This is a genomic window from Bacillus sp. FG16 (assembly GCF_057809515.1).
This window is the reverse complement of sequence record NZ_JBMDKC010000030.1, coordinates 21,132-34,450: the sequence shown is the minus strand read 5'-3', so window position 1 is coordinate 34,450 and position 13,319 is coordinate 21,132. Positions and strand designations below refer to the sequence as shown.

The 13,319-nt window shown below is 37.9% G+C and carries 14 protein-coding genes, 1 pseudogene and 1 other annotated feature; of the genes and pseudogenes, 7 read left to right on the top strand and 8 right to left on the bottom strand.

The features are described 5' to 3' along the window. Positions 1-62 precede the first annotated feature (62 nt). Complete coding sequence (locus ACODS7_RS13430; RefSeq protein ID WP_029443416.1) at positions 63-1,007, top strand: DMT family transporter; 945 nt, start codon at positions 63-65, stop codon at positions 1,005-1,007. Between the two features lie 11 nt (positions 1,008-1,018). Here ACODS7_RS13430 and refZ read toward each other — a convergent pair whose 3' ends face one another. Next, positions 1,019-1,657 carry a forespore capture DNA-binding protein RefZ gene (gene refZ / locus ACODS7_RS13425; RefSeq protein WP_016080064.1) on the bottom strand — a complete coding sequence of 213 codons (639 nt, stop codon included), beginning with the start codon at positions 1,655-1,657 and terminating at the stop codon, positions 1,019-1,021. A 147-nt stretch (positions 1,658-1,804) separates the two neighbouring features. Here refZ and ACODS7_RS13420 point away from each other — a divergent pair, with 147 nt between their 5' ends. Then, on the top strand, positions 1,805-2,284 hold the full coding sequence (locus ACODS7_RS13420; RefSeq protein ID WP_000494340.1) for a GAF domain-containing protein: 480 nt from the start codon (positions 1,805-1,807) through the stop codon (positions 2,282-2,284). A 62-nt stretch (positions 2,285-2,346) separates the two neighbouring features. Here ACODS7_RS13420 and megL read toward each other — a convergent pair whose 3' ends face one another. Further along, positions 2,347-3,522, bottom strand: coding sequence for a methionine gamma-lyase (gene megL, locus ACODS7_RS13415; RefSeq protein WP_029443417.1), 1,176 nt, complete (start codon positions 3,520-3,522; stop codon positions 2,347-2,349). A gap of 400 nt (positions 3,523-3,922) precedes the next feature. Between megL and rpsD the strand changes: the two genes are divergently transcribed. Then, a complete protein-coding gene (gene rpsD / locus ACODS7_RS13410; protein WP_000135320.1) occupies positions 3,923-4,525 on the top strand; it encodes a 30S ribosomal protein S4 in 603 nt (200 codons plus the stop codon). Positions 4,526-4,737: 212 nt separating this feature from the next. Beyond that, on the top strand, positions 4,738-5,886 hold the full coding sequence (locus ACODS7_RS13405; protein WP_029443418.1) for a type I restriction endonuclease: 1,149 nt from the start codon (positions 4,738-4,740) through the stop codon (positions 5,884-5,886). 87 nt (positions 5,887-5,973) lie between these two features. Here ACODS7_RS13405 and ACODS7_RS13400 read toward each other — a convergent pair whose 3' ends face one another. The 6 genes and pseudogenes from ACODS7_RS13400 to acsA all read right to left on the bottom strand — a co-directional run bounded on the left by ACODS7_RS13400 (position 5,974) and on the right by acsA (position 10,641). After that, positions 5,974-6,102: a hypothetical protein gene (locus ACODS7_RS13400; RefSeq protein WP_000050940.1), complete on the bottom strand. Its 129-nt coding sequence runs from the start codon at positions 6,100-6,102 to the stop codon at positions 5,974-5,976. Positions 6,103-6,229: 127 nt separating this feature from the next. Then, entirely contained in the window at positions 6,230-7,486 is a 1,257-nt protein-coding gene (tyrS, locus tag ACODS7_RS13395; protein WP_000512075.1) for a tyrosine--tRNA ligase, read from the bottom strand. 70 nt (positions 7,487-7,556) lie between these two features. Continuing rightward, positions 7,557-7,785, bottom strand: a binding site (T-box leader). 77 nt (positions 7,786-7,862) lie between these two features. Beyond that, positions 7,863-8,108, bottom strand: a complete 246-nt coding sequence (locus ACODS7_RS13390) for a hypothetical protein (protein ID WP_029443419.1) — start codon at positions 8,106-8,108, stop codon at positions 7,863-7,865. Beyond that, positions 8,089-8,265, bottom strand: a pseudogene (locus tag ACODS7_RS13385) (RNA polymerase sigma factor); the annotation flags it as partial. The pseudogene ACODS7_RS13385 and the gene ACODS7_RS13390, both read right to left, overlap by 20 nt. 16 nt (positions 8,266-8,281) lie before the next feature. Next, positions 8,282-8,842 (bottom strand): maltose acetyltransferase domain-containing protein, encoded by a 561-nt coding sequence (locus ACODS7_RS13380; protein ID WP_029443422.1) that lies wholly within the window; start codon positions 8,840-8,842, stop codon positions 8,282-8,284. 80 nt (positions 8,843-8,922) lie between these two features. Then, entirely contained in the window at positions 8,923-10,641 is a 1,719-nt protein-coding gene (acsA, locus tag ACODS7_RS13375) for an acetate--CoA ligase (RefSeq protein ID WP_000862047.1), read from the bottom strand. A gap of 176 nt (positions 10,642-10,817) precedes the next feature. On the opposite strand from acsA, the gene acuA reads away from it, so the two are divergent. The 3 genes from acuA to acuC are packed head-to-tail and all read left to right on the top strand — an operon-like array spanning position 10,818 to position 13,275. Beyond that, positions 10,818-11,450 carry an acetoin utilization protein acetyltransferase AcuA gene (gene acuA, locus ACODS7_RS13370; protein ID WP_000581388.1) on the top strand — a complete coding sequence of 211 codons (633 nt, stop codon included), beginning with the start codon at positions 10,818-10,820 and terminating at the stop codon, positions 11,448-11,450. A 17-nt stretch (positions 11,451-11,467) separates the two neighbouring features. Then, positions 11,468-12,112, top strand: coding sequence for an acetoin utilization AcuB family protein (locus tag ACODS7_RS13365; RefSeq protein ID WP_016080058.1), 645 nt, complete (start codon positions 11,468-11,470; stop codon positions 12,110-12,112). After that, positions 12,109-13,275, top strand: coding sequence for an acetoin utilization protein AcuC (gene acuC, locus ACODS7_RS13360; protein WP_080990846.1), 1,167 nt, complete (start codon positions 12,109-12,111; stop codon positions 13,273-13,275). Before ACODS7_RS13365 ends, acuC begins: the two co-directional genes overlap by 4 nt. Positions 13,276-13,319: the final 44 nt, after the last annotated feature.

The window sequence follows — 13,319 nt, the reverse complement described above, 5'->3', positions numbered from 1 at the left end:
AATTACTCTTTATACTTATTTCATCAACTTACTATAACGAAATGTAAAGGGGAAAGATACTCTTGAACAAAAAACAAATGCTAATCGGATCCTTTCTATGCTTACTCGCCGTCACTGCCTGGGGATTTATGTTTCCTGTAATGGCAAATGCCCTGCAATTTATCGATCCGTTCTTCTTCACAACGATTCGCTATGGATCAGCAGCTATTATTTTTCTTATTTTGCTATTAATTACTGAAGGGAAGACTTCACTCCGCTTAGAAAAAAGAACACTTTCTCTGTTCTTTTACGGGACAGTCGGTTTCGCAGGATATGGTTTTCTCGTTTTCTACGGACAACAGCTTGCTGGACCTTCCGGAGCAATTCATGCAGCTATGATTCAGTCCCTTATGCCTCTAATCGCCTTATCACTGCAATGGATAACGAAAAATCGTCGCCCTCAAAACTACACATTTCTTTGTATGTTCGTTGCATTACTCGGTGTTATGCTTGTCATTTCAAAAGGAAATATTCACTTATTATTTGGAGCTGCAAGTCACTTATCGACAAATATATTAATGCTATGCGGTGTTACTTGCTGGGTCATTTATACAAACGGGGGTGCTCGTTTTCAATCTTGGTCACCACTTCGATATACGACATTAACTTGTTTATTTGGCTCCATTTCACTCATCGTTATTGTTACTTTCTTAACGTACACAAATATAGTTACTATGCCGTCACTGCGTACAGTTGTTAGCGTTCGTTTTGAGCTCCTTTATATGTCGATTATCGCAGGAGTTATCGCTGTATTTTGCTGGAATATGGGAAATCGCTATATTTCATCTATTAACGGCATATTATTTATGAATTTAGTCCCTATCCTTGCACTGATTGGTTCTATCTTTCGAGGTTATACAGTCGATAAAATCGAAATTGCTGGAGCTGCATTAACAATTATCGCGCTATTATGTAACAATTTATGGCAAAGAAAAGTAAACATAAAAATCCCCACCTCAGTTCGTTAGGTGGGGATTCTTCACATATGAACAGCTCTTGGCCATTCATGGTACATATTTGCTTTACATAATGCTTGTTCCATCCATTGCTCAATCTCTTTCGTGTATATTTCTATGAAAAATGTCTCAGACGGGAAAGAATGCAGTACTTCTGATATATATTGTGGATATAAAAACGGCATATTTATCATGCCTTTTAATTGCGTCATAAACATTGTAAATGATACTTTCTGAAATTCTTGTTTCATTTGTCCTTGTCTAATAATTTGCTCTATATAATATCTTTCTTTAGAAAAATAAACGGTCATCACTTCACGAATTAATGTCGTATCAAGCGAAAGCTCTCGGTAGAAGAAACGTGTTAGTTCTCTATTTTCAAATTGATATCGTAACATCCCACGCACCATTTGCACCATCACATCTTTAGCCGACAAATACTCTCTCTGTTCAAACGAAATTTCAATCACATGAATATACCCTTCTAAAAAATCAGTAATAAGCTGTTCTAATAAACCTTGCTTCCCAGCAAAATAATATGAAATATTCGCTACATTCACATCCGCTCGCTTTGCAATGTCTCGCACCGACGTTCCATCATAACCTTTCGTATTAAACAACGATATTGCCGCATCAATTACTTTTTGTTTCGTCTGCTTCATGCGCTCACTTCCTCTCAATGAACAGCTATAGTTTAAATTTCTTGACTTTTAAGACAAATTCCTTTAATTTTCTATCGACAAAGTCATGTGAAATACATCGTATTTTGCTAATATTTTACACATCTCGATAAAAAAGGAGCTGTTTCCATGTTTACTAAAGAAAGTTATGCAGGATCTCGCGTGCAGCAATATGAGACCGTAATTAAACAACTGGATGCGTTATTAACTGGCGAATCAAACGTAGTCGCAAACTTATCAAATGCATCCGCATTATTAAACCAATTTTTAGATCGCGTTAATTGGGTTGGCTTTTACGTAACAGAAGGAAATCAGCTTGTCCTTGGACCGTTCCAAGGAATGCCTGCTTGCGTACGCATTCCATTTGGACGAGGCGTTTGCGGCGTAGCAGCTGAAACGAAAACAACGCAGCTTGTAGCGGACGTTCACCAATTCCCAGGTCACATCGCTTGCGATAGTGCTTCTAATTCAGAAATCGTTGTACCGATTGTGAAAGAAGGAGCTGTCATTGGTGTACTTGACATTGATAGTCCTGAAAAGAATCGTTTTGATGAAGTAGATCAGCGCTATTTAGAAAAGTTTGTGGAAACACTCCTAAAACATATGTAAAAAGAAAAGAGTGAGTTATCGATTTAGTACGTCCTGTACAAAACCGATAGCTCACTCTTTTTTTATTGATTAACAGTAGATATTTTCTTTAATGCCTGCTCTAAATCAGAAACGATATCCTCCCACGATTCTAAACCAACTGATAAGCGTATTAAATTATCGAAAATGCCCATTTCTTTTCTTAGTTCAGCCGGAATCGCAGCGTGCGTCATCGTTGCTGGATGCTGAATTAACGTTTCTGTATCTCCTAAACTCACCGCAATTGTAATAAAGTGCAGATCATTAATAAATGCTTGCGTCTCTTCTTTTCCACCTTTTACTGAAAAAGAAATAACGCCGCCCCCGCGTTTCATTTGACGAGATGCTAACTCCCCTTCTGGATACCAAACACCTTCTACCGCATCATGTTTTCTTAAGAACGATACAATTTTTTCTGCATTATCACAATGACGATCCATTCTTACCGCTAACGTCTTTAATCCGCGTAATAATAACCACGCATCAAACGGCGCCATAATGCCGCCGATATCTTTTCGCATCGGGCGAATTTTTTCAGCTAACGCTTTCGTTTTACAAATCGTTACACCCGCCACAACGTCGCCATGACCACCAATATATTTTGTCGCACTATGCACAACAGCGTCACAGCCAAGCTCAAGCGGTCTTTGTAAATAAGGTGAACAAAACGTATTATCAACAATGACAAGTAAACCATTTTGCTTCGCAACCTGAATAACTTGTTTTAAATCGATTAATTTCATTGTTGGATTAATCGGTGTTTCAACGAAAATAAGCTTTGTATTTGGACGAATTTTATTTTCAATATCAACCTCTGTCTCCATCTCACAAAACGAATGCGTAATCATAAATTTTTCTTCTAACACTTCTAAAAAACCGTACGTACACCCATATAATCCATTTGAACAAATAATATGATCTCCAGCCTTTAAAAAACCGATTAAAGTTGCTGAAATAGCTGCCATACCAGATCCGAAGGCAAGTGCTTCTTCTCCTCCTTCTAACACCGCCATACGTTCTTCAAATAATTTCACAGTCGGATTTCCAAGCCTTGAGTAAATATAAGATGGATCCAATCCTGCAAAACTCGCCTCTCCTTGCTGCGCAGTCTCAAATGTAAACGTAGAGGTTTGAAATAAAGGTGGTGTTAAACTTCCTTTATGTTCCTCAGGTGTATAACCGTGATGAATTAACGCTGTCTCCATATGCTTCTTTTTCATAAAAACATCCCCTTTATGTTTTTATTACCGCATATTCACCAGTAAAAAACTGATGAACGTTTTTACTACATTTTATGTAAGCGTTTTATTTGTGTTTCTATCTCTTCTTTTATATTGTTTTAAATTCCTTCTTATATTAATTTCCAAAATTTATATGCATAAAACAAAAACGTACTCGCTTGACGAAACTCTGGGTAAAAGATATAATAGCGTTTGTGTAAAATAAAAAGGCAGCCTTGTAATGTGAGTTTATCGTTTGTATTTTGTTCCTCTACGGAGGTGTATCTCGTAACTCCCTGCTGCTGGAGCGAAGGTACATGAAAACAAAATGCCCGTAAATATCGATTACGTCTGTTTTTATTTTACGTAAATAAAAACATTTTTAAAGGAGGAGTCAACTATGGCTCGTTATACAGGTCCAGCTTGGAAACTGTCTCGTCGTCTTGGAATCTCTCTAAGCGGCACAGGAAAAGAATTAGAAAAACGCCCTTACGCACCAGGTCCTCACGGTCCTAACCAACGTAAGAAACTTTCAGAATACGGTTTACAATTACAAGAGAAACAAAAACTTCGTCACATGTACGGCATGACTGAGCGTCAATTCCGTCGCACATTTGACCAAGCAGGTAAAATGCCTGGTAAGCACGGCGAAAACTTCATGATCCTTCTTGAAGCTCGTCTTGACAACTTAGTTTACCGTATGGGCTTAGCTCGCACTCGTCGTGCAGCTCGCCAATTAGTAAACCACGGTCACATCATGGTTGATGGCGCTCGCGTAGATATCCCATCTTACCGTGTAAAACCTAACCAAACTATCAGCGTTCGCGAAAAATCTAACAGCCTTGTTGTTGTTAAAGAAGCGATCGAAGTTAACAACTTCGTACCAGAATACTTAACTTTCGATGCTGACAAATTAGAAGCTACTTACACTCGTCACGCTGAGCGTGCTGAGTTACCAGCTGAAATCAACGAAGCATTAATCGTAGAGTTCTACTCTCGTTAATGACAAAAAGCCAATCCTGTGGATTGGCTTTTTTCAATTCCCCATTATTTTTTATATCCTACATAACATAAAAATCCCAATACCCTATACTCCCATCTAAAACAAAAAGAATAACCTCCCTGTTTCCATAAAGAACTCTGTTATATTATGAATTTTCACGGAATAACAATAATATTAAAGATTTTTAAACTTTATAACGAGGAGACATTGATATGGAATTCAGAAATGACATAAACAAAATAGCTAACCAAATTTTAGAACGAACAGAGTACATAACTAATGAAGAAATGACCAAGCAATCATTAATTATTCCTTTTCTTCAAAAACTAGGTTATGACGTTTTTAATCCTTTAGAAGTTAGACCTGAGTATGTTGCAGACTTCGGAACTAAGAAGGGAGAAAAAGTCGATTATGCGGTTTTTAAAAATGGAGTTCCAATTATTTTAATCGAGGCAAAATCTGTAACAGAAAATCTCCTTAAACACGATGCGCAACTATCTAGATATTTCAATGCCTTACCTGATATCAAGGTAGGGGTACTAACTAATGGTGTAGAATACAAGTTTTATACTGATTTAACAAATGACAATGTGATGGATGAAAAACCTTTCTTCACATTCAGTATGGATAATTTAACGAATTTAGATATTGAAACGATTGAAACTTTTACAAAAGAAAATTTTGAAGCTGAAGAAATCGTAAAATATGCTGAAGAGCTTATTTATATGACCAATTTAAACTCTACAATTAAAGAACTATTTAAAAATCCTTCAGATGACTTCCTTCGTTTTCTAATTAGAGACTTTAGCTCAACTAGAATTACAAATAACGTTTTAGAGCGATTCCGACCAATCGTTAAAAAAGCAATTAATCGAACACTATTAGAAATAATCAGTGATGGTTTAACACCAAAAGAAACAAAAACATCGGAGAAAATAGAAACAAGCCTAGTTGCAGCTGCTTCTATCGAAATAATTGAAGACATTAATAAAGACGACAAAGCAGATAGAGTTTTCACTACAGAAAATGAACTAACCGCATTTAACATTGTTAAAGAGATTTTAACTGAGAATCAAAGAGATATCAGTAACCTCAAATATAAAGATACTATTAGTTATTTTTGTATCATGAATCGTGTAATTACAAAATGGTTTATACGTCTCTTCCTTGATGGCGATGCAAAATCCTTAGTTGTAAGACTCGATTTAGAAGCTACTAAACAGCTATGCCCTAATTTTGTGGTTGAACAAGCCCCAAAATCACAGGGAGTGAGTAGAATTTTTATTGATAACGTTAATGACTTAAAAGATCTGGAAGCACTTATTACTTCGTGCTATGATCAAATTTTAGCTAATGTTTAAAAGAGAAAAATGTACGCTCTTTTTCCAACAACCTGACAAAAAGCCAATCCAATGGATTGGCTTTTGAAGTTTATATATAAAATAAAGTTATTTATTTTCCTCTTTTTGAACATATACATAAGCATCTTTCTGCTCTTTATGTATATCAACCTTCGAATTCTCTGCAAGTTGCCCCGCATTTAGCAAAGAAAAAATAATCAACGCTTCTAGTGACATTTCGTTTTACCACTCCTTTCTAATTGTTATACGTTTATCATACCGCTTACATGTGATTTCCGTATGAACTCGAAAAGGAGATTAAAACAAAAAAGCTTTGAGGAAATTCCTCAAAGCTTTTTATTTATTAGTAACGAATTAAGAAATATTTCTTCTTACCGCGGCGAATGATTGTGAATTTACCTTCGATGCGGTCGTTTTCTGTTACAACGTAGTCTAATGCTTGTGTACGCTCACCGTTTACGTAGATTGCGCCGTTCGTTACATCTTCACGTGCTTGACGTTTTGATGGAGAGATTTTGCTTTCTACAAGTAAGTCGATTAATACTGTATCTTCTGCAGTACGTTCTACAGATGGTACGTCTTTGAATCCTTGCTCGATTTCGCTTGCAGTTAGTTCTGCTACAGAACCGCTAAATAATGCAGCTGAAATTTTAATCGCTTGCTCTAATGCTTCTTCGCCGTGAACAAGTTTTGTCATTTCAGAACCTAATGCTTTTTGTGCTGCACGTTTTTCTGGTGCTTCAGCTACTTGCTTTTCAAGCTCAAGAATTTCTTCATGAGATAAGAATGTGAAGTATTTTAAGTATTTAACAACGTCGCGGTCATCTGTGTTAATCCAGAATTGGTAGAACTCGTAAGGAGTTGTTTTCTCTGGGTCTAACCAAATTGCGCCGCCTTCTGTTTTACCAAACTTCGTACCGTCAGATTTCGTAACTAGTGGAATTGTTAAACCGAATGCTTTCGCATCTTCTTCTGATTTACGGATTAATTCCAGACCAGCTGTAATGTTACCCCATTGGTCACTACCACCGATTTGCAAGCGGCAATTATGGTTTTGGTATAAGTTTAAGAAGTCGTATGATTGTAAAATCATGTAACTAAACTCAGTGAATGAAATACCAGTATCTAAACGAGAGGCTACTGTATCTTTTGCTAACATATAGTTTAAACCGAAGTTTTTACCGATATCACGTAAGAATGAAATAACATCTAAGTTACCAAGCCAATCATAGTTATTAGCCATCGTTGCTGGGTTGTCCACGTTTTCGAACTCTAAGAAGTTTGAAAGTTGGTTTTTAATGCTTTCTGTGTAGTAAGCAACTGTATCTTTCGTGTTTAATGTACGCTCTGCTTTTTTACCACTTGGGTCACCGATCATACCAGTACCACCGCCAACAAGTGCGATTGGTTGGTGACCAGCTAATTGGAAACGACGTAACATTAATACTGGTAACATATGACCGATGTGTAAGCTATCCGCTGTCGGGTCGAAACCACAGTATAATTTAACGCTTTCTTTTTCTAATAATTGCTCAAGGCCCTCAGCATCTGTTTGCTGATTAATTAGACCGCGAAATTCAAGATCTTGTAAAATACCCATATCCTACATACTCTCCTTTAAGTTCATTACTGGCGTGAAGGTTGAAAACATAAAAAAATCGCCCCTTCAAATAAGGGACGATTTTGATTATCGCGTTACCACCCTAGTTGCAGGCAAAAAAAGCCTACCACCTTATTTACATAACGGCTTAGCACCGTCTTTTCCCTTTTGAATACAATTCAATCGAAAAAAGATGCTCTAGGGGCGTAATTCGCGATCATCTATGTGCTGATTTGCACCGGCCATCAGCTCTCTAAAACAGGGAAATGATCACTACTTCTCCCTTTCCACGCTCAATTATTCATATACTTTTCTTTATACCATCATTTATATAGGCGTGTCAAATAAGGGCCGGATTTCTCTTCTTTCCAATCCTTTACAACGCCATAAAGAGTATCGTAATAAGAGAAAGAATTGGAACCCCAACTAATAACGACACATGAAATACAACCGATAAATCATTGCCAATCGTCGCCTCCACAGGATCTTTCGCCGGGGAACCAAGAAATCCGATTAATCGATCGAAGCGACTTACCGTTTTTGGAAAGTCTGGTATTTCTACATGATCACTATCTAAATGTTGCTGTAACTTATATTCACTCTTAAAGGGATTTTCGCTCAATTTCGTCCACCTCCAGCAATTGTTTCAATTTCTTTATCCCGTTATGGAGTCTCGACTTCACTGTTCCAATCGGAATGTTTAATATCTCTGCAATTTCTTTTTGCTGCATGTCATGATAATAAGAAAGAATTAGGACCGCTCTTTGCTCTTGAGGAAGGCACTTCGTTCAAATATTATTTTAGTTTTTTTATAATCTTTGCAGGATTTCCGCCAACTACTACATTATTAGGCACATCTTTCGTTACAACGGCGCCAGATGCGATAACCGCATTGTCTCCAATTGTGACACCTGGATTAATAATCGCTCTCCCGCCAATCCATACGTTATCGCCAATTGTGACTGGTTTTCCGTATTCTGATCCGCTTATGCGCTCTACTGGATCAAGCGGGTGTGTTGCTGTATAAATGTGAACACCTGGAGCTAACATACAATTCACTCCGATTGTCACCGAGCATACGTCTAAAATTGTACAGTCAAAGTTCGCGTAAAAATTTTCGCCAACGTGAATGTTATAACCGTAATCACATCTAAAAGAAGATTCAAGATGAATGTTATCTCCAGTCGTTCCAAATAATTCTTTTACGATTTCGCTACGCTCTTTTAATTGCTCTTCTGGCGTATCATTTAATTTTCTCGTTAATATACGTGCTTGCTCTCTTTCTTGTACTAAAACTGGATCAGCCGGTATGTACATTTCTCCTAGTATCATCTTTTCTTTTTCTGTTTTCATCATACTACCCCCATTAACTTATATATATAAGTTAATGATAACATAAAAAAGGCCTGAACATTTTTCGTTCAGACCTTCCTCTCTTAATCTTCCATCGTTGATAAGTCACCTGTTGGTAAATTCAGCTCCCACGCTTTTAATACGCGGCGCATAATTTTACCACTTCTCGTTTTCGGTAATTTATCTCTAAATTCAATTTGTCGTGGCGCTGCATGAGCTGCTAGGCCTTTCTTTACAAATTGACGAATTTCTTCTTTTAATTCATCAGATGGTTCGTATCCTGCTCGAAGTGCGATAAATGCTTTAATAATTTCGCCACGCACTGGATCAGGAATACCAATTACACCAGCTTCTGCAACAGCAGCATGCTCGATTAATTTACTTTCTACTTCAAACGGACCAACGCGCTCACCTGACGTCATAATTACATCGTCAATACGTCCTTGGAACCAGAAGTATCCATCTTCATCCATATAGGCAGAGTCACCTGATACGTACCAATCTCCCGGCATGAAATAAGATTCATACTTTTGCTGGTTATTCCAGATTGCACGCATCATAGATGGCCAACCTTTCGCAATTGCTAAGTTACCCATTGTGTATGGAGGAACTTCATTTCCTTCATTATCAACAATCGCTGCTTTTACACCTGGAATTGGTTTACCCATTGAACCTGGACGGATTTCCATACAAGGGTAGTTACAAATAACTTGTCCACCTGTTTCTGTCATCCACCACGTATCATGAATACGAAGTCCAAATGCATTCATACCCCAGCGAATTACTTCTGGATTTAACGGCTCACCAACGCTTAATACGTGACGAACTTGTGATAAGTCATATTTTTTAATTGCATCTTGTCCAGCTCCCATTAACATACGGAACGCTGTCGGTGCACTATACCAAACTGTTACACCGTAATCTTGCAGTGCTTCATACCAAGCTTCCGGACTAAATCGCCCACCTAAAATAACATTTGACGCTCCAACTAACCACGGTGCGAAAATACCGTAAGCAGTTCCAGTTACCCAGCCCGGGTCAGCTGTGCACCAATATACGTCATCTTCTTTTAAATCTAATACCCATTTCGCCGTTTGATAGTGCTGAACCATTGCATTTTGCGCATGAAGCACACCTTTTGGCTTACCAGTAGAACCAGACGTATAGTGAAGAATTAAACCATCTTCACGGCCTAACCATTCAATATGTAATTCTTTTGAAGCTTGTTCAAATAAAGGATTGAACGCTACCGTTTTACCGCCTTCTTCTACATTATCTCCAACAAGAAAAACTGTTTTTAAAGCAGGTAAATCATTTAATGGTACACGCTCTAATAACTCAGGCGTTGTAATTAACACCTTCGCTTCACTATCTTCTAAACGATCGCGAACCGCACCTTCCATAAATGCTTCAAATAACGGTCCAACAATTGCTCCTAATTTCACCGCACCCAGAAGTGCGAAATATAATTCTGGAGAACGTGGCATAAAAATAAAAACGCGATCGCCTTTTTCTACATCGCCATAATTTTTCAGGACATTTCCTGCTTTATTAGAAAAATCCTTCATTTCCTTAAATGTATATTTCTCTTTTCGCGATCCATCTTGATAATAAAGAGCTACTTTATTCTTTCGATCGGATTTCGCATGCTTATCAATTGCCTCATACGCCATATTCACTCGGCCTGTTTCATTCCAAGTAAAGTTTTTATTAACCTCTTCCCAGTTAAAATTCGCGTATGCCTCATCATAATTCGGCAAATTATTTTCTCCTTTAATGACAGGAAGCGTTTCTACTTTCATACTTTACATCCCCCTCCTATGTATTCTATTATCTATTATAATGATATTATTTAAAATTTTCAGTATATTTGTTGATTTTTAGACAAATTTTTAATGACAAAATTCGATTCACATCGCATATATTATAAAGTACGATATTAATAGATTCACAAACCCTCAAGGTGGTGAGCAATACATTGATTCATAAAAAAATATACAATGCTAGAAACTTAAAAACAGCGAAAGGCACTTTAATTATTGAAGGTCCTGTCTCTACACATAATCTTGAAATGTATGAATTCCATCCAGACTTAATTGCGTTTCGTCCTGCCGAGCAACAATATAAAGCAATTGTCGAAATTTCTAAATTACCAGAAGCTCGTCTCATTATTGCTAGACATGACCAAACAATTGTTGGATATGTTACATACTTGTATCCTGATCCACTTGAACGATGGTCAGAAGGAAAAATGGAAAACTTAATTGAGCTTGGGGCAATTGAAGTAGTCCCAGCCTTCCGCGGGAGTTCTGTCGGAAAGAACTTACTAGAGGTTTCTATGATGGACGATTATATGGAAGATTACATTATATTGACGACTGAATATTATTGGCACTGGGATTTGAAACAAACAGGATTGAATGTGTGGGAATACCGAAAAGTAATGGAAAAGATGATGAATGCCGGCGGGTTACAATGGATGGCTACAGACGATCCTGAAATTTGTTCACATCCCGCCAACTGTTTAATGGTCCGCATCGGTAAACGCGTTGATACGGATTCTATTCAAGCTTTTGATCGTCTACGTTTTCACAATCGTTTTATGTATTAATAAAGGGGGCAACTGGAATGATTGTAGAAGAAATTATGAATCAAAATGTAGTTACACTACATCCAAACGATACAATCGAAACAGCAATCCGAACGATTCGCACGAAAGGCATTCGGCACATTCCAATTGTCGATCAAAATAATCACGTCGTAGGCATTATTTCTGATCGGGATGTAAGAGATGCAAGTCCGTCTATTCTAGATGAACAAGTTTCACTCGATATGCTACAGCAACCGCTTGAACTTATTATGAAACATCCTGTTATGACTTGCCATCCTCTCGATTTCGTTGAGGAAATTGCTACTTTATTTTTTGAAAATAAAATTGGCTGTCTTCCTGTTACAAAGGCTGGAAAGTTAGTTGGAATCATTTCTGAATCTACAGTACTGCACACGTTAGTGAAATTAACAGGGGCACATCAACCAAGTTCACAAATTGAAATTCAAGTAAAAAACGAACCTGGTATTCTTGGAAAAGTCGTTGCTATTTTTAGTGACTTACAAATAAATATCGTGAGCGTTCTCGTCTACCCAGCAAAAGATGAGAATGATAAAGTACTCGTTTTCCGCATTCAAACGATGAATCCTCTAAAAGTGATTGATGCACTTGAAGCAGAAGGCTACCGCGTATTATGGCCGAACATCATGGGGATGCAATCATGAGTAGCGCGTTTATTTATTCGGATGACTTTCGGGGCTATTCATTTAGCCCTGATCATCCTTTTAACCAACTGCGCATCACACTTACGTATGATTTATTACAAAAGGGCGGTTTCATCTCTCCTTCCCAAATCATCTCACCACGGATGGCTACAGATGAAGAAATTGCCTACGTTCATACAGAGGAGTACATAAATGCGGTAAAACGTGCTGGAGAAGGAAAGTTAGAAAAATCAATTGCGATGACATATGGACTTGGAACAGAAGATACACCGATGTTCCCAAATATGCACGAAGCAAGCGCATTGCTCGTTGGTGGTACATTAACAGCTGTCGATGCTGTTCTTTCCGGAAAAGTAAAACACGCGCTTAACTTAGGAGGCGGCTTACATCATGGCTTCCGTGGTAAAGCATCTGGCTTTTGTATTTATAACGACAGTTCTATCGCAATGAAATATATTCAAAAGAAATACGGTTTACGCGTCTTATATATTGATACAGACGCTCATCACGGTGATGGTGTTCAGTGGTCTTTTTACGACGATCCTAACGTATGCACTATTTCATTACATGAAACTGGGCGTTATTTATTCCCTGGAACTGGCGCTGTAAATGAACGCGGACAAGGCAATGGCTATAGTTATTCTTTCAACGTTCCACTCGATGCTTTTACAGAAGATGAATCGTTCTTAGAGTCATATCGAACTGTTGTAAAAGAAGTTGCAGCATACTTTAAACCGGATATTATTTTAACGCAAAATGGTGCTGACGCACATTACTACGACCCACTTACACACCTTTGTGCGACCATGAATATTTACCGCGAAATACCGAAGCTCGCTCGTGAAATTGCTAATGAATATTGCGACGGTCGCTGGATCGCTGTCGGCGGTGGCGGCTATGACCATTGGCGTGTCGTACCAAGAGCTTGGGCGCTCATTTGGCTCGAAATGAACAACATCCAAAACATCTCAGGTTATCTCCCTCCAGAATGGATTGAAGCTTGGAAAGGACAAGCAGAAACAGAACTTCCCCTCACATGGGAAGATCCAGACAACATGTATAAACCTATCCCCCGTAAACCAGAAATTGAAGAAAAAAATGCATTAACTGTAGCGAAATCCCTTGAAATTATTCGGAATAATATGACAAAATCTTTGTACTAAACGAAAAGGAGGCTCGTTTTTGAATAGCCTCCTTTTATTTGTTG